The 19255-nt window shown below is 67.2% G+C and carries 23 protein-coding genes; 10 read left to right on the top strand and 13 right to left on the bottom strand.

Annotated elements, in window-relative coordinates:
* The first annotated feature begins 73 nt into the window (after positions 1–73).
* From GWG54_RS07735 to GWG54_RS07725, 3 genes are all read left to right on the top strand, one after another.
* Positions 74–370 (top strand): hypothetical protein, encoded by a 297-nt coding sequence (locus GWG54_RS07735; RefSeq protein ID WP_167937231.1) that lies wholly within the window; start codon positions 74–76, stop codon positions 368–370.
* Between the two features lie 138 nt (positions 371–508).
* Positions 509–1939, top strand: a complete 1431-nt coding sequence (locus GWG54_RS07730; RefSeq protein ID WP_167937230.1) for a heme o synthase — start codon at positions 509–511, stop codon at positions 1937–1939.
* 50 nt (positions 1940–1989) lie between these two features.
* Complete coding sequence (locus tag GWG54_RS07725; RefSeq protein WP_167937229.1) at positions 1990–2634, top strand: thioredoxin domain-containing protein; 645 nt, start codon at positions 1990–1992, stop codon at positions 2632–2634.
* A 166-nt stretch (positions 2635–2800) separates the two neighbouring features.
* Here the strand turns inward: GWG54_RS07725 and GWG54_RS07720 are convergent, their stop codons facing one another.
* The 7 genes from GWG54_RS07720 to GWG54_RS07690 all read right to left on the bottom strand — a co-directional run bounded on the left by GWG54_RS07720 (position 2801) and on the right by GWG54_RS07690 (position 10238).
* The gene (locus GWG54_RS07720; protein ID WP_167937228.1) at positions 2801–4408 is read right to left on the bottom strand and encodes a TrkA family potassium uptake protein; all 1608 of its coding nucleotides are present in this window, start codon (positions 4406–4408) and stop codon (positions 2801–2803) included.
* Between the two features lie 211 nt (positions 4409–4619).
* The gene (locus GWG54_RS07715) at positions 4620–5621 is read right to left on the bottom strand and encodes an aldo/keto reductase (RefSeq protein ID WP_167937227.1); all 1002 of its coding nucleotides are present in this window, start codon (positions 5619–5621) and stop codon (positions 4620–4622) included.
* A gap of 47 nt (positions 5622–5668) precedes the next feature.
* Positions 5669–6058 carry a PIN domain-containing protein gene (locus GWG54_RS07710; RefSeq protein WP_167937226.1) on the bottom strand — a complete coding sequence of 130 codons (390 nt, stop codon included), beginning with the start codon at positions 6056–6058 and terminating at the stop codon, positions 5669–5671.
* On the bottom strand, positions 6055–6300 hold the full coding sequence (locus GWG54_RS07705) for an antitoxin VapB family protein (protein WP_167937225.1): 246 nt from the start codon (positions 6298–6300) through the stop codon (positions 6055–6057). The genes GWG54_RS07710 and GWG54_RS07705 overlap by 4 nt, the downstream gene beginning before the upstream one ends.
* Before the next feature lie 72 nt (positions 6301–6372).
* Positions 6373–7362, bottom strand: a complete 990-nt coding sequence (locus tag GWG54_RS07700; protein WP_167937224.1) for an aldo/keto reductase — start codon at positions 7360–7362, stop codon at positions 6373–6375.
* A 109-nt stretch (positions 7363–7471) separates the two neighbouring features.
* Positions 7472–8428, bottom strand: a complete 957-nt coding sequence (locus GWG54_RS07695; protein ID WP_167937223.1) for a TIGR03557 family F420-dependent LLM class oxidoreductase — start codon at positions 8426–8428, stop codon at positions 7472–7474.
* A gap of 73 nt (positions 8429–8501) precedes the next feature.
* A complete protein-coding gene (locus tag GWG54_RS07690; RefSeq protein ID WP_167937222.1) occupies positions 8502–10238 on the bottom strand; it encodes an alpha-glucosidase in 1737 nt (578 codons plus the stop codon).
* A gap of 225 nt (positions 10239–10463) precedes the next feature.
* On the opposite strand from GWG54_RS07690, the gene GWG54_RS07685 reads away from it, so the two are divergent.
* From GWG54_RS07685 to GWG54_RS07675, 3 genes are all read left to right on the top strand, one after another.
* Positions 10464–11399, top strand: coding sequence for an ABC transporter ATP-binding protein (locus GWG54_RS07685; RefSeq protein WP_167937221.1), 936 nt, complete (start codon positions 10464–10466; stop codon positions 11397–11399).
* Positions 11396–12169, top strand: coding sequence for an ABC transporter permease (locus GWG54_RS07680; protein ID WP_167937220.1), 774 nt, complete (start codon positions 11396–11398; stop codon positions 12167–12169). Before GWG54_RS07685 ends, GWG54_RS07680 begins: the two co-directional genes overlap by 4 nt.
* 191 nt (positions 12170–12360) lie before the next feature.
* Positions 12361–13635 (top strand): LVIVD repeat-containing protein, encoded by a 1275-nt coding sequence (locus GWG54_RS07675; protein ID WP_167937219.1) that lies wholly within the window; start codon positions 12361–12363, stop codon positions 13633–13635.
* Between the two features lie 51 nt (positions 13636–13686).
* On the opposite strand, the gene GWG54_RS07670 is transcribed toward GWG54_RS07675, so the two are convergent.
* Positions 13687–14163 carry a pyridoxamine 5'-phosphate oxidase family protein gene (locus GWG54_RS07670; RefSeq protein ID WP_167937218.1) on the bottom strand — a complete coding sequence of 159 codons (477 nt, stop codon included), beginning with the start codon at positions 14161–14163 and terminating at the stop codon, positions 13687–13689.
* Positions 14164–14221: 58 nt separating this feature from the next.
* Complete coding sequence (locus GWG54_RS07665) at positions 14222–15244, bottom strand: Gfo/Idh/MocA family protein (protein WP_167937217.1); 1023 nt, start codon at positions 15242–15244, stop codon at positions 14222–14224.
* Positions 15245–15391: 147 nt separating this feature from the next.
* Here GWG54_RS07665 and GWG54_RS07660 point away from each other — a divergent pair, with 147 nt between their 5' ends.
* Positions 15392–15544 (top strand): hypothetical protein, encoded by a 153-nt coding sequence (locus tag GWG54_RS07660; RefSeq protein WP_160167011.1) that lies wholly within the window; start codon positions 15392–15394, stop codon positions 15542–15544.
* A gap of 29 nt (positions 15545–15573) precedes the next feature.
* On the opposite strand, the gene GWG54_RS07655 is transcribed toward GWG54_RS07660, so the two are convergent.
* From GWG54_RS07655 to GWG54_RS07645, 3 genes are all read right to left on the bottom strand, one after another.
* Positions 15574–16173, bottom strand: coding sequence for a DUF420 domain-containing protein (locus tag GWG54_RS07655; protein WP_167937216.1), 600 nt, complete (start codon positions 16171–16173; stop codon positions 15574–15576).
* 50 nt (positions 16174–16223) lie between these two features.
* Positions 16224–16592, bottom strand: a complete 369-nt coding sequence (locus GWG54_RS07650) for a helix-turn-helix domain-containing protein (RefSeq protein ID WP_167937215.1) — start codon at positions 16590–16592, stop codon at positions 16224–16226.
* Between the two features lie 69 nt (positions 16593–16661).
* Complete coding sequence (locus tag GWG54_RS07645) at positions 16662–16853, bottom strand: hypothetical protein (RefSeq protein ID WP_167937214.1); 192 nt, start codon at positions 16851–16853, stop codon at positions 16662–16664.
* 117 nt (positions 16854–16970) lie between these two features.
* Between GWG54_RS07645 and GWG54_RS07640 the strand changes: the two genes are divergently transcribed.
* Positions 16971–17618 carry a helix-turn-helix domain-containing protein gene (locus GWG54_RS07640; RefSeq protein WP_167937213.1) on the top strand — a complete coding sequence of 216 codons (648 nt, stop codon included), beginning with the start codon at positions 16971–16973 and terminating at the stop codon, positions 17616–17618.
* A gap of 56 nt (positions 17619–17674) precedes the next feature.
* Positions 17675–18142, top strand: a complete 468-nt coding sequence (locus GWG54_RS07635; protein ID WP_167937212.1) for a pyridoxamine 5'-phosphate oxidase family protein — start codon at positions 17675–17677, stop codon at positions 18140–18142.
* A gap of 64 nt (positions 18143–18206) precedes the next feature.
* Here GWG54_RS07635 and GWG54_RS07630 read toward each other — a convergent pair whose 3' ends face one another.
* Positions 18207–18344, bottom strand: a complete 138-nt coding sequence (locus GWG54_RS07630) for an FmdB family zinc ribbon protein (protein WP_008426615.1) — start codon at positions 18342–18344, stop codon at positions 18207–18209.
* A 211-nt stretch (positions 18345–18555) separates the two neighbouring features.
* On the opposite strand from GWG54_RS07630, the gene GWG54_RS07625 reads away from it, so the two are divergent.
* Positions 18556–19209, top strand: a complete 654-nt coding sequence (locus GWG54_RS07625) for a helix-turn-helix domain-containing protein (RefSeq protein ID WP_167937211.1) — start codon at positions 18556–18558, stop codon at positions 19207–19209.
* Positions 19210–19255 lie beyond the last annotated feature (46 nt).

Below are 19255 nucleotides of genomic sequence, written 5' to 3'. Positions count from 1 at the left end.
GAGTAGGACGAAAGGGGTGTCGGTCGCTGACGAAACCGACAGCTTCCCGGTGGTCGACCCACCAGAGCCGAGTATGACCGACGGAGACCGAACCGCCGAAGCCGACGGGATCGCGGCCAGCTACGAGGAGACCGACGGAGAACGACGCCTCGCGTTCGAGCGAGTCGACGCCGACTCCGGCGCCGCGACCGCGGCCGTCGCCCAGAACCTCGAGGGATACGCGATGCTGAAGGTGCGGCCGACGCCAGCGGGCGACGAACTCGAGCGCTACTACGGGTTCGACATGGCGCTGGATCACGTCGGCGAGCTGCTCGGCGTCCCGCCGCACGAGCTTCCGGTTCCGGACGCGGCCGCGGACATGGGGATGTAGGCGTCGCGTCGCCGTCGGCCTCGAGGGCCGCCGGAGGTGTTCGGCTCCGCCGCTGTACGCCCCGGACGGGAGGAACCGCGAGCGGGAAAAGCGGGAACCCTAAATACGCCGAGTCGAACGGTGTAGACGAGAGTAGCCGTGGTAACCGATCCGTTCCCTCGTCCGATTCGAACGCGTCGTCGCTTCTCAGCACTGCTCGCAGCGACCGCGCTCGGCGTCTACCTGCTGTTGATCATCGGTGCCACGACCTCGATCACGAACGCGGCCACGGCGTGTTCGACGTGGCCGACGTGTCACGCTCCCGTCGATCCACTAAGCCAGACCGATCTGGCCATCGCCTGGGGTCACCGGCTCACGGCCGTCGTCGTCGGCCTGCTCGTGGCCGCGTCGGCGGTCGCCGCCCTGCTCGGATCGGCCTCGAGGGGCGTCACGGCCGCCCTGCTCGGCGGCGCCGCCCTCTACGTCGTTCAGGTCGGCGTCGGCGCCGCGACCGCGACGCTGGGTCCGGCCGCGGTCATCCCCGGCCTCCACCTCGCGCTGGGAATCGTGATCTTCGCGGCCGTCGTCCTCGCGCTGGCCCGGGACCTCGAGCTGGCGACCGGTAGCGACGACGACGTCGTCACGCCGCCCGACCCGATCGACCCCGAGCCGACCCCCGAGGGCGGCCGAACGCTACCCTCGGGGCGGCTCGCCCGCGCCCGACTCACCGCGTTCGCGTACTTCAAGATGATGAAACCGCGGCTGATGTGGCTGCTCTGTCTCGTCGCCGCGGCGGGGATGGCCCTGGCGGCCGGCCCCGCACTCGACGCCGCGACGATCGTCGCCACGCTCGGCGGCGGCGTCCTCGCGATCGGTGCCTCGGGCACGTTCAACCACGTCCTCGAGCGCGACGTCGACCAGCGGATGTCCCGCACCGCGGACCGACCGCTCGCGACCCAGCTGATCCCGGTTCGCAACGCCCTGTTGTTCGGCCTCTTCCTCTCGGCCGCGTCGATGGCCGTCTTCCTGACGATCAACGCGCTGGCGGCGGCCCTCGGACTCGCCGCGATCCTGTTTTACAGCGTCGTCTACACGTTGTTGCTCAAGCCAAACACCGTTCAGAACACGGTCATCGGCGGCGCCGCGGGCGCGCTCCCGGCGCTGATCGGCTGGGCCGCCGTCACCAACGAGATCGGCGTTCCGGGGCTCGCGCTCGCGGGCGTGATCTTCCTCTGGACGCCGGCGCACTTCTACAACCTCGCGCTGGCGTACAAAGACGACTACGCCCGCGGCGGGTTCCCGATGATGCCGGTGGTCCGCGGCGAGACCGAGACCCGCAAACACATCGTCTACTACATCGCGGCGACGCTGGTCGGGACCGTGGCACTGGCCTGGATCTCCGGGCTCGGCGCGTTGTATGCGGCGACGGTCGTCGTCTTCGGCGGCATCTTCCTCTGGGCCGCCGTCGTCCTCCACTTCGAGCAGACCGAGGCCGCGGCGTTTCGGTCGTTCCACGCCTCGAACGCCTTCCTCGGGGCCGTGCTGGTCGCGATCCTCGTCGACGCACTCGTGGTAACCGCACCGTTCTGAGCGGGCGGAAGCGTCACCGATAACACGGCCCGATCCCTACGCTCGAGCGAATGAACCGTCGCTCCGTCCTCACGCTCACCGCTGCCGGCGCGTCGGCCGCGCTGGCCGGCTGCGCGTCGCTGTTCGACGCGTCGCTTCCCGACGCCCTCGCGGACGTCGACCCCGACCCCGACCAGCTCCCGACGCCGACGATCGGGTCGGGCGGCGTGTCGATCGACGTCTACGAGGACTTCGCCTGCCCCCACTGCCGCGACTTCGAGGCCGACGTCGTTCCCGAACTCGAGGAGCGGGTGCTCGATCCCGGGACGGCGAGCTACCGCCACCGCGATTTCGTGCTTCCGGCCGACGAGGACCGCTCGATCCCGATGGCCAACGCCGCCAGGGCGGTCCAGGCGGCGACCGGTACCGACGACGAACCGACGGGCCAGTTTTTCAGCTACAAGCGCGCGGTTATGGAGGCAGGAACGCCCGACAACGAGGAGCTGGCCGCCATCGCCGAGGAGGAGATCGGCATCGACCCGTCGGTCGTCGCAGACGCCCTCGAGGAGAACACTTACTACCCGACGCTGGCCGCCGAGTGGGAGGCGGCGAACGGGGAGGGAATCGACCGCACGCCGACGGTCGTCGTCGACGGCGAGTCCGTCGAGGACCCGCTCGACGCCGACAAAATCGTCTCGATGGTCGAGGACGCGTAGAGCTATCGGCGGTCGGCCCCGCTGCTGACGACCCGCTCCGTCTCGTCCGTTCCCGGATCGACGCCAGCGACCCTCGAGTCCCCCTCGGGATCGCGAGATCTCGAGCGCCTCGAGGCGACCGATCGGGGACGCCCCCGACGACGGGCCGGCCCGAGAACGGAGCCGTTCAGGATTCGATCGCGTTGATCGCTTCGTCGTCGCCGGCGAGCAGGAGGCTGTCGCCGGGTTCGAACTCGAACTCCGCCGGGACGTCCCTGACGATCTCGCCCGACCGCTCGACGCCGACGAGGATACAGTCGGTTTCCGGGATCTCCGTGTCGGCGAGCGATCGGCCCGCGAGGTCGTCGGATTCGAATCGGACCACCTTCAATTGGCGGTCGTACGAGAGGATCTCCTCCCGGAGGACGTCCAGCGCGAGCAGTCGACCGCTGATGTCGGGCAGGCTGAGCACGTAGTCGGCGCCCGCCCGCCGGACCTTTCCCTGGCTCGCCGAGTCGTTTACGCGAACGACGACGTCGAGATCGGCCGAGAGCTCCCGGGCGAGCAACACCGAGAGGATCGCCTCGTCGTCGTCCGCGATCGCGACGACGTAGGCGGTCGCCGTCCCGACCTCGGCCGCCTCGAGCACCGACTCCTCGGTCACGTCGCCGACGACGTCGACATCCTCGGCGTCCGCGATGTCGACGACCGTCGTCTCGACGCCCGCGGATTCGAGGGAGTCGCGCACCGTTCCGCCGACCTCGCCGTGGCCGGCCACGACGACGCGAGCGCCGTTCGCTCGGGTCGGCCCGGTTAGCGCCTCGAGCTGTTTTAATCGCGACTCGCTGCCGGCGACGAGCAACACGCTGTTCTCGTCGATCGTGCGGTCAGACGGCGGCGAGCCGACGAACTCGCCGTCGGTCCAGAGGCCGACCAGCGACGCATCGTCCATCTCGAGGATCCCCGTCTCGGCGAGGGTCCGTCCGCAGATCGGGCCCTCCTCGAAGACCGTCACCTCGACGATGGAGATACCGCCACCGAGGCTCGTCACGTCGCTCAGTCGGGGATCGACCTCGGCCTGTACTCGTTCCGCGATCCGCTGTCCGAGCAGGTGTCGCGGCGTCACGACGGTGTCGGCCCCGGCGTACTGCAGCGGCCGCGCTAACGATGGATCGGTGCTCAACACGACGATTCGGCAGTCTTCGGTGCGATCCCTGATGGCGAGGACGACGCTCGCCGCGAGTTCGTCGGCCGTATCGACCACGACCGACGCGGCCTCGTCGATCCGGGCCCGATCGAGTGCTGCGACCGACGAGGCGTCCCCGTGGATCACCGAGACGCCCGCCTCGGCGAGCGCCAGCACCTCGCGTTCCTCCTCGGCGACGACGACGTAGTCGACCCCGCGGGTCTCGAACTCGTCGACGAGGCGTTCGCCGCGGGACGAGTAGCCGCAGACGACGACGTGGTCGGTCAGGTCGGTCGTCCGCGGGACCTCGGGCGACAGCGTCTCCTCGAGGATCGGCTGGAAGACGTACGGGAGGACGATGAACAGGACCAGGAACGTGCCGAGGTCCATCGCCATCACGAAGAGGTTCGCGACGGGCGACTCCCACGGCGAATCGGAGCCGTACCCCGTCCCGGTAACGGTCTCGACGACGACCTGCGCCGAGTGGACGTAGCTCTGCGCGCGGCCCTCGACGACGACCGCGACGTAGTGATACGCCGTGGACGTCAGGAAGATGAGGAGTACCACCCCGCCGATCGTTTTCGCCGCCCGCCGTTGCCACCGCTCCATGTGGAACACATCTGCCGACCGTGCAATGAAGCCTTTTCTACCCGGACGAGCGGAGCCGGGACGGCGCCGCGACTGCGAGCGAATCGAATACGGACGGACGAAACCGCCTTCGGACCCTTGCTCCGGCGTCGGGACGGGTATCGCCACGACGCTTGGTCCCCTCACGGAGCCCGGGAACGTCTCGGATGCCGAGACGTCGTCGGCTCGCGGGCTACTCGTCGCCGTCGCGAGCCGCGTCGATCCGTTCGAACTGTTCGTCGCTCAGTTCGAGGTCGACGGCGCCGACGTTCTCCTCGAGCTGGTCGGGCGAGCGCGCGCCGACGATCGGCACGCACGTGAAGCGGTCCTGGTCCATCAGCCAGCGCAGCGACACCTGCGCGGGGGAGGCCTCGAGCTCGTCGGCGACCGACTCGACGGCATCGAGGACGTCCCACGCCCGGTCGGTCGCGTAGCGGTCCTCGAAGAGGTCGTCGAAGGCGCCCCGCGAGCCGTCCGGCGCCTCGACGCCGCCGTCTTCGGTGCGCTCGTACTTGCCCGTGAGGAATCCGCCCGCCAGCGGCGAGTACGGACAGACGGCGAGGTCTCGGTCGGCGCAGACCTCGAGGTAGTCTTCGACGGCGTCGTAGTGGGCGGCGTTGACCATCGGCTGGGTGACGTCGAAGCGCTCGAGGCCCTCGACGTCGCTGGTCCACAGCGCCTTCGTGAGCTGCCAGGCGGCCATCGTCGAGGCACCGAGGTGGTTGACCTTCCCCTCGCGGACGAGGTCGGTCAGCACCGACATCGTCTCCTCGATGGGCGTCTCGTCGTCCCAGCGGTGGATGTAGTAGACATCGAGGTAGTCGGTACCCAGCCGCTCGAGAGTGCCCTCGATCTGGGCGCGGATGTGTTTGCGACCGAGCCCCGAATCGTTCGGTCCGGGCTCGCCCCAGCCGTCGAACTCGAAGTAGACCTTCGAGGCGATGACGAGGTCCTCGCGGTTCTGGTCCTCGAGCCACTCGCCGATCCACTCCTCGCTGGTGCCGTCGGGATCGCCGTAGACGTTGGCGGTGTCGATGAAGTTGATCCCGTGATCCCGGGCCGCGTCGAGCAGTTCGTGGGCCTCCTCGCGGGTCGTCTCGTTCTCGAGGTCGCCCGTCGAACGGCCGAACCGCCAGGTACCGAAACACAGCTGCGAGACGGTCGTGCCCGTGTTGCCGAGCGTGGTGTACTCCATACGCGGGGATTCCGTCGCGAACGGCAAAACGGGTGGGGAACCGGCGATCAATACGTGAGAATTTCGAGGTCGTCGATTCGCTCGAAGTGGTCCACGTTGTTCGTCACGACAGGAACATCGTGGACGAGAGCAGTGGCAGCGATCATCACGTCTGTGTCTTCGATCGGCACGCCGTTCCGGTGCAGCGTCGCATTGATCTCTCCGGCGGTCATCGCGCACTTGCGATTAAACGGTAGCTCTCGAACGTCGGTCAGCAGGTTCTTCACCACGGTTCGCTCGTCCTCGGAGGAATCTGCGAGATGAACGCCCTCCCAGAGTTCCATCACCGTCACCGAACTCACGTGTGCCGTACCGCGGTTATCGACGGTTCTGACCGCTTCTTCGACCGTTTTCTCGCCCCGCAGCACGTCGATGAGAAACGAGGTGTCGAGGATCATTCGAGTGCGTCCGCGATCCGTTCGACGCGCTCTCGCTGTTCGTTCGTTCGCTCCGTTCGTCGACGAGAAACGATCTCTTCGAGTTCGTCCGCCGTTTCGTCGCTCAACGCACCGTAGTAGTCCTCGAGCGTCGCCCCTTCGGTTAGTCGCCGAACGACGTCACTGAAGCTCTCGTTTTCCCGCTTTTCGGCCCGGAGCCGTTCGTATGCGTCATCCGCCAGGGAGATCGTTTTGGTCCCCATTCTATGTACATGTACGTGTGTGTATCATAAAAATCTCCGGTTACGGAATCCACGCGACGGGCCCTCACATGGCTACCAGCGGTGGTGGACGTGCGCCGCGACGTGGTCCTCGTAGACGTCTCGCGCCGCGCCGTGGGCCCGGTTCGACAGCGGCTCGAGAGCGGACGCCGCGGCGTTCGAGCGGACGTGCTCCGGCGAGGTCGTTCCCGGGATAACCGTCGAGACGGCCTCGTGGTCGAGGATCCAGCGCAGCGTGAACTCGGCCAGCGACAGCTCCTCGGGAACGTGGGGCTCGAGCGCCTCAACGGCGTCGTGGCCCGCCTCGTAGGGGACGCCCGCGAACGTCTCGCCGACGTCGAAGGCTTCGCCCTCGCGGTTGAAGTTGCGGTGGTCGTCCTCGGGAAACTCCTGGTCGCGCTCGAGCGCGCCCGTGAGCAGGCCCGACGCGAAGGGGACGCGAACGACGACGCCGACGTCTCGTGTTCGCGCCTGCTCGAAGAACAGCTCCGTCGGCCGCTGGCGGAACGGGTTGACGATGAGCTGGACCGTCTCGACGACGTCGTACTCGATCGCCTTCAGCGCCTCCTCGACTTTCTCGACGCTGACGCCCGCGTGGGCGATCTCGCCCTCGTCTTCGAGTCGCTCGAGCGCCTCGAACGTCTCGGGCCGGTAGTAGGCCTCGGTCGGCGGACAGTGCAGCTGCAGGAGGTCGAGCGTCGCCTCGTTGAGGTTCTCCTGGCTGCGCTCGACGAACCTGGACAGGTTCTCGTAGGTGTAGCGGTCGGCCTCGTGGGGATCGAGCCGTCGCCCCGCCTTCGTCGCCACGAGGACGTCGTCGTGGGCGTCGCGTTCGTCCAGAACGCGGCCGATGTGGCGCTCGCTGCGGCCGTCGCCGTAGACGTCGGCCGTGTCGAGGAAATCGACGCCCGCCTCGAGCGCGGTGCGGACGACCTCGCGGCCGGTCTCGTCGTCGACGTCGCCCCAGCTCCCGCCGATGTTCCAGGTGCCGAGCCCGACCTCCGAGACCTCGTATCCGGTCGAACCGAGTCGTCGGTGATTCACGTGTAACCGATGCGGATAGTCTCGGGTATGCCTTGTCGTAGAGGCAACCCGGCTGTCGCGGCCACGTGTCGGCTTCGATCCCGCCGCGCCGACCGAACCGCACGCGCCGTCACCGGAACGACGGCAGCACGTCGTCCTCGTAGAACTCGACGGCCTTCTCCTGCTCGTCGCCGATCTGGTGGACGTAGACGTGGTCGTAGCCGGCGTCGATCGCCTGCTCGATGCTGTCGATGTGGTCCTGCGGGTCCGGGCTCGTCGTCGTTCCCGACTCCGCGATGTCTTCTTTCTCGACCATCTGGGCGGCCTGCTCGAAGTGAGCCGGCGTCGGCAGCTCCTGGCCGAGCTCGCCCGGGATCGACCCGTTGGGCCAGTACTCGTAGATCGTCTCGACGGCTTCGTCCTCGCTGTCGGCGTAACAGCCGTGCAGCTGGGTGTACGTCGGCCCGTCGCCGCCGGCGTCCTCGTAGGCCTCGACGGGGCCCTCCTTCGGTCCCGAACACCAGAGGCCGTCGGCGTTGTCGGCGACCCACTCGGCCGTCTGGGGCCCGAAGGCGCTCGCGATCGTCGTCGGCTGTTCGTCGGGGCAGGTGTACAGCCGCGCGTTCTCGACCGTGTAGTGCTCGCCGCGGTGGCTCGTCGTCTGCCCGGTCCAGAGCTTCCGCATGACGTCCATCGCCTCCTCGAGCATCTCGAGGCGGACGTCGTGTTCGGGCCAGCGCTCGCCCGTGACGTGCTCGTTCAGGTTCTCGCCCGTGCCGACCCCGAAGGTGAACCGATCGCCGAACATCTCGTCGACGGTCGCGACCGCGTGGGCGACGTTGACCGGGTGGATCCGGATCGTCGGGCAGGTGACGCCGACGCCGACCTCGATGTCGTCGGTCGCGGTCGCGATCCCGCCCAGCGTCGACCAGACGAACGGCGACTCGCCCTGCGCCGAGACCCACGGGTGGAAGTGATCCGAGATCGAGAGGAAATCAAAGCCCGCCTCCTCGGCCCGCCGGGCGATCGAGACGAGTTCGTTCGGGCCGTGTTCCTCGCTCGAGAGCGTGTATCCGAGTTGTACCATCTACCCGGACTACCACGAACGCGGGTCTAACCGTTGGCCCTGCGAAAGCAAGAGGCGAGCGCGACGGGCGGTCTCACCTGAGGCGGTAGACGACCGCCTCGTAGGGCCGGAGCTCGCTGCCTTCGGGAGCGGTCGGCGGATCGTCGTAGTTGCCGACGAGGGCGTCCGGATCGTCGGCATCGACTCCGAGACCGTCGACGACCGCGGGCTCGGCAGACCAGTTGAGGACGATCAGCGCTCGCTCGTCCTCGAGCGTCCGCGTGTAGGCGAACAGCTGCTCGTCCTCCGGGAGCAACAGGTCGTACTCGCCGTAGACGAGCACGTCCTCGGCGTCCCGCAGCTCGATCAGCCGGCGGTAGTAGTGCCAGACCGAGTCCTCGTCCGCGAGCGCGCGCTCGACGTTGATCCGCGAGCGGTTCTCGTTTACCTTGAGCCAGGGCTCGCCGTCGGTGAAGCCGGCTCCCGACGCGCCGTTCCACTGCACCGGCGTCCGCGCGTGGTCCCGGCTCCGGTAGTTGACGAACTCCCGGACGTCCTCGTAGGAGTCAATCGCGCCCGCCTCGAGCAGGTCGTCGATCGTCCCGAGCGTCTGCGGGTCGTCGATCTCCTCGCGGCGTCGGAAGTCGGCGTTGGTCATCCCGATCTCGTCACCCTGGTAGATATAGGGCGTGCCCCGCATCGTCAGCAGGAACGTTGCGATCAGCGTCGCGCTCTCCGCCCGGTATCGGTCGTCGTCGCCGAACCGCGAGACGAGCCGCGGGACGTCGTGGTTGCTCAGAAACAGCGCGTCCCACTCGAGGCGGCGCTGTTTGCGGCTGACGAGTTCCTTGAGCTCCGTCAACTCCCAGTCGCCGGGCTCGGCCCGTCCCCAGGGCCCGTTCTCGCCTGCGTCGACGTTCATGTGATCGAACTGGAACACCATGTCGAGCCCGTCGCCGTCCGCGCCGATCGAGTCGGCGGCCTCCTCGACCGAGGCCATCCCCATCTCGCCGACGGTCATCGCGTCGTAGTTCGAGAGGACGTCGTCGTACAGCTCCCGCAGGTACTCGCGCAGGCGCGGGCCGTGACTGTAGTGTTCCGACCCGACGAGGGCGTCGTCGGGGTCGCCGTCGGGGAGTCCCTCCGTCTTCGAGAGCAGGTCGATGGCGTCCATGCGAAAGCCGTCGATCCCCTTCTCGAGCCACCACTCGATCTCTCCCTTGACGTCCGCGCGGACGTCGGGGTTGCGCCAGTTCAGGTCGGGCTGGTGTGCGTCGAAGATGTGGAGGTACCACTGGCCGCGTTCCTCGTCGTAGCTCCAGGCGGGTCCGCCGAAGATCGAGTCCCAGTTGTTCGGCGCGACTTCGTCGGCGGGACCGTCGGCCGTCTCGTAGTCGGCGTCCGCCGCCGGATGGCCCTCCTTCCAGTGGTAGTACCCCTCGTACTTCCCCTCGCCCCGTCGGGACCGCCGGAACCACTCGTGCTCGCTCGAGGTGTGGTTGACGACGAGGTCCATGATCAGGCGCATCCCTCGAGCGTGGAGCGCCTCGAGCAACTCCTCCCAGTCGGCCATCGTCCCGAAGGCGTCCTGGATCGATCGGTAGTCCCGGATGTCGTACCCGTTGTCGCGGTTCGGCGAGTCGTAGACCGGACAGAGCCAGATCACGTCGACGCCGAGCCATTCGAGGTAGTCGACCTTCTCGACGATTCCGGGGATGTCGCCGACGCCGTCGCCGTCGCTGTCGTTGAAGCTGCGCGGGTAGATCTGGTAGACGACCGCTTCCTTCCACCAGGCTCTGTCGGCTCGCTCGAGTGATTCGCTCCGGCTCATCGATAGCGACAATCCTCGAGCGTTCCAACAGTGTTTCGACACGGACTCGAGGTCGCGACGGGCGGGAGAGCGTTGTCGCCCCGTCCTCCCGACTCGTCAGTTTCACCCGAGAGAGCCTGAGACGGGCGCAAACGATATCGGAAACGGAGTCGCAAACGAAAACGCCAGCGCGTCTCCGAGAGGCGAATCGAACCCCTTACGCCGGCCGCGCCGATAGCGACCCGTATGGATACCGCGGTCGTCGCCGAGGGACTCGAGAAGCGATACGACGGGACGGCGGCGCTGGCGGGCGTGTCGCTGTCGGTCGAGCGCGGCGAGGTGTTCGCGCTCATCGGCCCCAACGGGGCGGGCAAGACGACGCTCGTTCGCGCGCTCACCGGGACGACCGAGCCCGATTCGGGCAGCGCGCGCGTCCTCGGGGCGGCGCCGTCGGCCGTCGACCGCGACCGCCTGGGGGTGCTCCCGCAGTCGTTCTCGCCGCCGGATCGGCTCACCGCCCGCGAGCTGGTGGCCTACTACGCGGGGCTGTACGACGACCACCGCGACCCCGAGGCCGTGCTGGCCGACGTCGGCCTCGCCGACGCCGACGACACCTGGTACGAGAACCTCTCGGGGGGCCAGCAGCGACGGGTCTGTGTCGGCACCGCGCTGGTCAACGATCCCGACGTGCTCTTTCTGGACGAGCCGACCACGGGCATCGACCCCGCGGGTCGGCGGACCGTCTGGCGGTTGATCGAGGACCTCGCCGACGCGGGAACCACGGTCTTCCTGACGACCCACGACATGGCCGAGGCCGAACGCCTCGCCGACCGCGTCGGACTGCTCGCCGACGGCGAACTCGTCGCCCGGGGGACGCCCGCGGCGCTGATTGCCGACCACGCGGGCTCGAGCCGGCTGACCGTCGAGACGCCCGCCGACCCGACCGCGTTCGAGGACCTCCCGTTCGTGACCGCCGAGCGAGGAACCGGGGTCGTCGTCCGCGAGGTCTCGCCCGCCGAGATCGGTCGCGTCGTCGACTACCTCGAGGAACGCGGGATCGACTACTCCGGGCTCTCCTGGGCCGAGCCCGACCTCGAGGACGTCTACCTCGAGCTGGCCGACGAAACCGAACTCGAGCGGACCGCCAGTACCGGCCTCGCTCGCGCGGGTGAGACCGCGTGAGCCGGCTCGGTCGCGTCCGCGCCGAGACCCGCGCCGGCTGGCGGGCGTTCGTCCGCCGCCGGACCGCGGTCTTCTTCACGTTCTTCTTCCCGGTGATCCTGATCGTCATCTTCGGCGCGCTGGTGCGGACCGACCCGGGCGGGGGCGGACTGTTCGCCGAGCCTCCGGCGTACTACGTTCCCGGCTACCTGGCCGTGGTCGTCCTCTTCACCCCGCTGTCGCGGCTCGGCAGCGAGGTCGCGCGCCACCGCGAGGGGAGCCGCTTCGAGAAGCTCGCGACGACCCCCCAGACCAGAGCCGAGTGGCTGCTCGCCCAGACGGTCGTCAACGCCGTCATCATCGGGCTGGCGAGCCTGCTGATCCTCGCGCTCGTAGTCGTCCTGACGGGCGCCGAGATCGCATTCTCGGCGCTGCTGGTCCCCTACATCCTCGTCGGCGTCGTCTGCTTCTGCGGCGTCGGCGCGATGCTCGGCAGCTACACCGACTCCCAGGACGGCGCCGTCGCCGCCAGCAACGCCGTCGGCCTGCCCCTGCTCTTTCTCTCCGAGACGTTCATCTCGCTCGAGCAACTGCCCGGCTGGTTCGAACCCCTCGTGAACCTCTCGCCACTGACGTACTTCGCCCGCGGGGTGCGCGCGGCCACCGACCCGAACGTGTCGACGGCCGCGGTCGCCGGGGTCGACCCCGCGCTGGCGAACCTGGGAATCCTCGCGGTTCTCGCGGCCATCTTCTTTGCGCTCGGCGCCCGCTCGATTCCGCGAACGGACTGATCGTCTTCCGGCCTCCCTGTTGCTCTGTGTAACTGACGCGGCATGTTCTCGGCTGTTCTTCGAGAGACCGGCCGCCAATCCCGATATACATAACTAATCGATACTAATATACAATATATACTCGTCGTTCCACTTCACTACATTCAGACGTTAACTATTATTATAGACTAACACTCATAACGTTGTGGTTGATGCCTCGTAAATACGAGCAGACGACCCGACGAACGATGTTGAAAGGCTGTGCCGCGACTGCGGTCGGGATCGGTGCACTGAGCGGTACCGGGGTAGCACAGGACGGTGGAAACCGCAACCCGCGGTTGGAACTCGTCGGTCACACCACGCTCGGCGCGCCGGACGGCAACATCACGAACATGGACGTCCGCGAGGATCTGGGTCTCGCGGCGACGGGATCGTTCGTCAACGCCGACACCGAGGTCCATATCGCCGACGTATCCGATCTGGAGAACCCGGAGCACGTAACGACGACCTCGGTCGGCGTCGGCTACGTGAACGACGTGTTCTTCCACCCGACGGAGCCGTGGATCTTCACCGCCAACGAAGGCGGTCCGGATGCGGGGTGGTCCATCCTCGACGTCGACGATCCGGAAGAGCCCGAACTGTACGGCCCGTTCGACGTCGAGGGCGGCGCGGGCGTCCACACGATCATCGCCTTCGGCGAGGACCACGTCATCGTCTCGGGGACGGGGCGCGGAATCGTGATATACGACGTCACCGACCCCGAGAACCCGATAGAAGTGGGGGACTTTCAGGTGGCCCACGAGGGCCACTCGGTCTCGGCGATGTCGCCCGACGATCCGGGTCACACTCACCCCAGCGGCTACGTCCACGATACGCAGGTTCGCGGCGACTACGTCTACCTCGCCAACTGGGATCACGGCCTGTACATTCTCGATCTGAGCGACCCAGCAAGCCCCCAGGTCGCCGCGTCGTTCGACTACCAGGAGGAGGAGGCGGACGTCCCGCTGCGAAACGCCCACCACGCGTTCCCTCATCCGGAAGACGACATCTGTCTCGTGGGCGAGGAGGTCGGGAGCGGCGACCCCGGCTACAAACACGTCATCGAGTTCGATCTCGACACGGGCGAAACCGAGCGTCTCTCGTCGTTCCGCCCGTCGCAGGGAAGCGCCCAGCAACCGACCGGCCAGCAGGGCTTCTGGTGGACGGGTCACTTCTCGGACTGGGGCGTCGGCGACCAGCAGGACGTCCTGTTCAGCGGCGACTACAAGGCCGGCGTCCAGACGTTCGATCTCTCCGACCTCGCGAACCCGGAGCGGATCGACCAGTACATGACCACCGACGGCGCAGACGAGGTTCGACAGGCCGATCCCGCGCGATCGATCGATGCCATCCCGATGGTCTGGGGCGCGAACACGAAAGACAGCGAGTACGTCTACGTCTCGGACGCCAACACGGGGCTGTTCGTGTTCACGCTCGAGGGGTACTGACCTCGTCGACGGCCCCTCGAGTCGATCGTGCTCGAAGCGGGTGCGGGGTTCCTACATGCGATCGGAGAAGTCCCAGCCGTAGACGACCGCAGGCTCGAGCGTAATCGTCACCTCCTCGCGGTCTTCGTCCAGCAACGTCCGCGCCAGCTCCGAGTCGGTACTCCCGAGATAGCGCTCGAGCAGATCCCGGAGCACCGCCTTCTCGGGATCGGGCTCGATCGAGGCCTCGCCGCGGCCGCGAACCCCGGCGTAGGGCGGATCGTTCGTCGAGACCTCGAACGATATCTCAGGAGTCTCCCGGAGGGAGGCGACGACATCCGCTGAGACGGAGGTGGCACACTCGAGTACCCAGCCGTCGTTCTCGGTACCGCTCCCGTTCTCGTCGGTCTCGATCGACCGATGCCGATACCACAGCGACACCATCCAGGGGTGTCCCGCGGGAGTCCGACAGCCGAGTCGGACCGGGATCGTCTGTGCCTCGAGAAACGCCACGATCTCCTCGCGCGAACGAGAGCCTCGGACCTTCATACCGAACGGACGGCGTCTTCCCATACCAATCCCGGGGGCCGGTTCTCTCGAGCCGACCTCAACGCGCTTCGTCGATCAGCGATCGCACGTCGACTCGACACGCCCGTTCGTCGGCCCGGTAGGTCGCCTCGGTCAGCGCGGTCACCCGGAGTCCGTCCGATCCCGGGACGGCCGGGGCGGCGGTTCCCGCGATCGACTCGAGGAAGTTCTCGAGTTTCGCGGTCGTCAGCGTCGTGAAATCGGTGTAGGCGTCGATCGTGCTCTCGTAGACCGTCGCGCCGCGCTCGGCGAGGCGGATCCGCTCCCCGTCGAAGGTGATTCGGCCGTCCGTCCCCCAGATCGTGTACCCCTCCGCGGGCGTGAGTTCGACGCCGTCTCCGCTGATCGTGACCCCGACGAGGATCGACCGTCCGTCGCGGTCGAATTCGATCGAGAGCGCGCTGTTGACGTCGATCTCGGGTTTCGCGTACGTTACGTCGGCGGAGACGCGGGTCGGAGCCCCATCGACGAGCCAGCAGAGCGCGTCGAGCAGGTGCGATCCCGTATCGTACAGCTGTCCGCCGCCCGAGAGCGTCGGATCGACGCGCCAGGTTCCCTCGTGAAGTTCGAACCAGTTCTGGCCGAGATACGCGTTCGCAGCGTGAACCTCGCCGACTCGACCTGCGTCGACGAGCCGTTTGACCTCGCCGAACCCCGGATGGAAGCGTCGCTGGTACCCCACCTGCACGACGAGCCCCCGATCGTCGGCCAGCTCGAGCAACTCGACGGCGTCGCCGACGTCGGTCACCATCGGCTTCTCGAGGTAGACATGAGCGCCGGCCTCGAGACACGCTCGAGCCTGTTCGAAGTGAAGCGTGTGGGGGGTGACGATCAGTACGACGTCGATCCCGTCACCGTGGGCGGCGAGCATCGCGTCGTGGTCGGCGTACGCCGGCGCGTCGAACTCGCGTTCGAAAACCTCCTGGGCCTCGCCGGAGACGTCGGCTCCGGCGACCAGTTCGACGCCCTCGAGCCCGACCAGCACCTCGAGCTCGAGCTGGCCGAGCCCGCCGAGTCCGATCGCCGCTGCGCGGAACTGCATACGGCTACCGCACTCTCCAGACCGAAAAACGCTCGCTAACGTACAACACGGAACGACTCTCCGATCGGCTCGGTAGTCTTTGTTGTCGGTCGATTCGACGTGAGGCCCACCGGAAGCTACTCTCGTTCCGGAAGCGTTTCGACGGGTATGCCGACCTGCCCCGGCTGCAAAAGTCAGCTCACCCACGAGGAGTGTCTCGCCCACTTGCGGTACTGCAAGTGGCTCTGGAGCGACGCTCCCGAGCAGGAGTCGCGGTGGGGAGAACAACTCCTCCGGGAACTCCGCGATCGGGAACGGTAAACTGCAACCGAGGACGGGAACGATCCCGTTCAGAAGAGGGGCACGAGCATCGCGAACTCGTAGTCGTAGATGTGGTTGAGCATGAGGTAGGTGACGACGCCCAGCACGAGACTCAGGATCCAGCTCCCCGCGGCGATGCGGCCGACCCTGGCGTGGGCGGTCTCCCGCAGTTCGGCGGGCGTGTGGGTAAGCCCGAGGATCAGCGCGTACAACACGACCGGGACGGCGACGATCGAGAGCACGATGTGGATCGCGAGCATCGCGAGGTAGAGCTCGTACACCGGGGAGGCGGCGACGAACTCCTTGGTCCCGCCGCCGCCGACCCGGATCAGGTAGACGACGAGGAACAGAACGATCGTGGCGAACGCCCCCGTCATCGCCGCGCGGTGCTTGTCGACCTCGCCCGCCCGGATCCAGTACCAGCCGGCGACGAGCAAGATGGTCGTCACGGAGTTGATCACCGCGATCGCGTGGGTAAACAGGTTGACCTGCGCGTTCGTCAGATCGGGGTAGATCGGAACGTCCGCGACGAAGGTTCCGATGACGAGTCCGTAGCCGACGATCGTCAACAGGATCGTTACGCCCATCGGCCGCTCCCGGAGTCGTTCTCTCGCGTCGGCGGTTGCCATCGGTCGACGTTAGGACAGGCCGCGTATCTGTCTTGCCGTTTCGAGACCCGCTAGGAGAGCTCCAGCGCGATCCCATCGTCGCCGTCGACCGCGACGCGGACGCCCTCGACGCGCCGGGCGTACTCGCTGGCGTGTCTCCCCGACTGGCGAATCCGCAGCCGCTCTTCGAGCAGGCCGGCGTCCTCGAGCAGCTCGAGCTTTCGGTACGTCGTCGAGAGGGGAACGTCGCAGCGCTCGGAGAGCTCCGACGCGGAGCGGTAGGCGTCGTCGTCGAGCTCCTCGAGAATGGTGCGGCAGTCGGCGTCGTCGAGCGCGGTGAGAATCGATCCGATATCCTCCTCGCCGGCGACGACCCGGGGTTCGTCCGCCAGCGTCTCCTCGCCGTACGTTCGACGCGCTCCGGTCAGCGATTGGCTCATACGACACTGTGGGCACTGAAACGCCACCAGTGTGGACCACCGATATCGAGGTCCCTTTATTACCCCGTGCTACTGAGGGTCACACGCGCTCGGGCTCGACGCTCGTTGCGCCGTCTTCTCGAGGGCGAACGCGCTGTCGTCGACGTCCGCGCCGCAGATGACACACCCGCTCTCGACCAGCGCGTCGCGCACGGACTCGGTGATCTCGATCGACCGGGTGCAGGCCGGACAGACGAACTGTATGTTCTCGCAGGTGTCCATACCGATATGGACGGCCCCAACCCATAAGGTACCGCTTCTCGTTCCGAGGGCCTGGGAACACCGGCGCTGGGCTACCCAATTTAAATACGACGCAGCCCGAACCCGTCGGTAGTACCTATGTCGTCGGGAATTCGCGCCACCGTGAAGATCGATACCCCCGAAGCCTGCCCGATCGCGAGATTCTCGCGGGAAACCGGAACGACGATCGACCAGGTTTCGACGAGCGTCGAGTGCGGAACGAAGGGTTCGACGACCGAGTTTCTGGCGAAGGCCGACGCCGAGTTCGACGACGCGGTGACCGGTCCCGTCTTCTCGTACGGAACGACCAACCTCTACCGGTGTTCCCACGGCGAGGAGAGCCGCTGTCCCTGCGAGTGTCTCGGCGCGTACGACTGCCCGGTCCACCGCTACCGGGCGAGCGACGGGGACGTGACGCTGGTCTTTCACGCAGACGGGTTCGAACAGCTCCAGGCGATCATGGACGAGTTCCGCGAGCGATATCCCGGCGTCGACGTCCGGAGCCTCCTCCAGCCGCCGCTGTCGGGAACCCCGGAAGAGCGCGTGTTCGTCAACCGGGGGAAGCTCACGGACCGCCAGTACGAGGTCCTCGAGACCGCCTACGAGATGGGTTACTTCGAACGTCCCAAGCGGGCCAACGCCACGGAAGTCGCCGAGGCGCTCGGGATCACCCAGTCGACGTTCACCGAACACCTCGGCGCGGCCCAGCGGAAGCTCCTCGAGGACGTCCTCGAGGCCGACGCGTAGTCCGGGAATCGAGAGAACGGAAGTAGTTTAGTGTCCCGGATCCACGACGTACGACAATGGCACTTGCCGAGGAGACCGAGATGACCGCCGACGAGATCGACGCGTTCCTCAGCCGCCACGAGACCGGGGTCCTGGCGCTGGCCGGGGAGGAAACGGAGAGCCCGTACGCGATCCCGGTTTCCTACGGGTACGACGCCGACGCCCGCAGTTTCTACATGCGCCTCGTCTCGACGCCCGAAAGCGAGAAGCGGCAGTTTCTCGCCTCGTCGCCGGACGCCCGACTCGTCGTCTACGAGGAGACCGACGGCGGGGAGACCTACCGGAGCGTCGTCGCCGTCGGCTCGCTCGAGGAGATCGACCCCTCGGAGCTCACCGCCTCTCACATCGAGCAGTACGGCGAGGCAAAGCGGCCGCTGTTCGAGATCTGGGGGGACTCGAAAGAGAACCTCGATATCAAACTCTACGAGTTCGATCCGTCGGAACTGAGCGGTCGACGAACCGAGATCGAACGCGAGGACGAGTAAGCGAACCCCCGACGGGGACCCTCGGTGATACGTCTCGGTGTCGCTCGGCAGGACTCGTGACCGCTCACTGTTTCGCGAAGTGTTCCTGCGAAACCGACGCGCCACAGACCGGACAGCCGTGCGATAGCGTCGCCTCGCGAACCGGGGGATTGACCTCGATCTGTTGCCCGCAGTCCGGGCAGGTGAACTCGTATTCGGACATTCCTCGTGTGCTCCTGTAGAGACTGGCTCGCGGTACGGAAGTCGTCGCCTCCAACATATCCGGGTAGGTTTAAGAGAATATCGGGTTCGGCTCGGACCGTCCTCGCGCGGCGCTGTCTACCGCGCCAGTATGGACCCACAGCCGTCCCCTTCTTTTCACGGGTTGGGAACTGGCGGCCGAAGTAATCCGAGTTCGTGACGAACGGTCCCGTATGAGTGGACTCTCCGCCACGGTCGTGCTATCCGACCCGGAGAACTGTCCGGTCGCCCGCGCCACGGGCGCCTCCGGCGAGTCGATCGAGGACGTCTCCCGGTCCTCTCCCTCGAGCCCGGAGACCCCGCCGATCGAGGAGTTCGCGATCGAGGGCGGCGCGGACCCGCTCGAGGACGGGACCGTCGGGGTCGAGCTATCGACGGTTTCCTCGAACGAGCACGGCGACGTGTACCGGTTCGAGCGTGTCTTCGACGGCGACTGCGCCTGCGAGATCGTCGAGGCCGGAGGGACGCCGGTATCGTCGATCCGGGCCGAGGACGGGGCGCTGTACCTGACCGTTCGTGCCGCCGACGTGGAGGCGCTGTCGGCGATCGTCCGCGAGCTCCGCGAGCGGTTCGACGGGGTCGAACTCCAGCAGCTGCTCCGAACCGGCGAGGGCGAGACGACCGACCTCGCGCTCGTCGACCGGAGCCGGCTGACCGACCGCCAACGGGAGGTCCTCGAGACCGCCCACGAGATGGGGTACTTCGAGTACCCGAAGCGGGCCAACGCCGGCGACGTCGCCGAGGCGCTGGGGATATCGCGGTCGACGTTCTCGGAGCACGTGGGCGCCGCCCAGACCAAGCTCCTCGATTCGATCCTCGAGGCCTGAACCCGATTCGCGACGGTGCGCCCGTGACGGACCGACGCGATCGGAC

The organism is Natronococcus sp. JC468, assembly GCF_012163165.1.
Lineage (GTDB): Archaea > Halobacteriota > Halobacteria > Halobacteriales > Natrialbaceae > Natronococcus > Natronococcus jeotgali.
Note: the sequence above shows the minus strand (reverse complement) of the source record. Positions and strands in the feature narration are given on the sequence as shown.

What these genes read in the sequence shown, in the direction of transcription:
- GWG54_RS07735 (WP_167937231.1), top strand. Translation starts at nt 74, where the DNA reads ATGACCGACGGAGACCGAACCGCCGAAGCCGACGGGATCGCGGCCAGC.
- GWG54_RS07725 (WP_167937229.1), top strand. Translation starts at nt 1,990, where the DNA reads ATGAACCGTCGCTCCGTCCTCACGCTCACCGCTGCCGGCGCGTCGGCC.
- GWG54_RS07720 (WP_167937228.1), bottom strand. Translation starts at nt 4,408, where the DNA reads ATGGAGCGGTGGCAACGGCGGGCGGCGAAAACGATCGGCGGGGTGGTA.
- GWG54_RS07715 (WP_167937227.1), bottom strand. Translation starts at nt 5,621, where the DNA reads ATGGAGTACACCACGCTCGGCAACACGGGCACGACCGTCTCGCAGCTG.
- GWG54_RS07710 (WP_167937226.1), bottom strand. Translation starts at nt 6,058, where the DNA reads ATGATCCTCGACACCTCGTTTCTCATCGACGTGCTGCGGGGCGAGAAA.
- GWG54_RS07705 (WP_167937225.1), bottom strand. Translation starts at nt 6,300, where the DNA reads ATGGGGACCAAAACGATCTCCCTGGCGGATGACGCATACGAACGGCTC.
- GWG54_RS07695 (WP_167937223.1), bottom strand. Translation starts at nt 8,428, where the DNA reads ATGGTACAACTCGGATACACGCTCTCGAGCGAGGAACACGGCCCGAAC.
- GWG54_RS07690 (WP_167937222.1), bottom strand. Translation starts at nt 10,238, where the DNA reads ATGAGCCGGAGCGAATCACTCGAGCGAGCCGACAGAGCCTGGTGGAAG.
- GWG54_RS07685 (WP_167937221.1), top strand. Translation starts at nt 10,464, where the DNA reads ATGGATACCGCGGTCGTCGCCGAGGGACTCGAGAAGCGATACGACGGG.
- GWG54_RS07675 (WP_167937219.1), top strand. Translation starts at nt 12,361, where the DNA reads ATGCCTCGTAAATACGAGCAGACGACCCGACGAACGATGTTGAAAGGC.
- GWG54_RS07670 (WP_167937218.1), bottom strand. Translation starts at nt 14,163, where the DNA reads ATGAAGGTCCGAGGCTCTCGTTCGCGCGAGGAGATCGTGGCGTTTCTC.
- GWG54_RS07665 (WP_167937217.1), bottom strand. Translation starts at nt 15,244, where the DNA reads ATGCAGTTCCGCGCAGCGGCGATCGGACTCGGCGGGCTCGGCCAGCTC.
- GWG54_RS07660 (WP_160167011.1), top strand. Translation starts at nt 15,392, where the DNA reads ATGCCGACCTGCCCCGGCTGCAAAAGTCAGCTCACCCACGAGGAGTGT.
- GWG54_RS07655 (WP_167937216.1), bottom strand. Translation starts at nt 16,173, where the DNA reads ATGGCAACCGCCGACGCGAGAGAACGACTCCGGGAGCGGCCGATGGGC.
- GWG54_RS07650 (WP_167937215.1), bottom strand. Translation starts at nt 16,592, where the DNA reads ATGAGCCAATCGCTGACCGGAGCGCGTCGAACGTACGGCGAGGAGACG.
- GWG54_RS07645 (WP_167937214.1), bottom strand. Translation starts at nt 16,853, where the DNA reads ATGGACACCTGCGAGAACATACAGTTCGTCTGTCCGGCCTGCACCCGG.
- GWG54_RS07640 (WP_167937213.1), top strand. Translation starts at nt 16,971, where the DNA reads ATGTCGTCGGGAATTCGCGCCACCGTGAAGATCGATACCCCCGAAGCC.
- GWG54_RS07635 (WP_167937212.1), top strand. Translation starts at nt 17,675, where the DNA reads ATGGCACTTGCCGAGGAGACCGAGATGACCGCCGACGAGATCGACGCG.
- GWG54_RS07630 (WP_008426615.1), bottom strand. Translation starts at nt 18,344, where the DNA reads ATGTCCGAATACGAGTTCACCTGCCCGGACTGCGGGCAACAGATCGAG.
- GWG54_RS07625 (WP_167937211.1), top strand. Translation starts at nt 18,556, where the DNA reads ATGAGTGGACTCTCCGCCACGGTCGTGCTATCCGACCCGGAGAACTGT.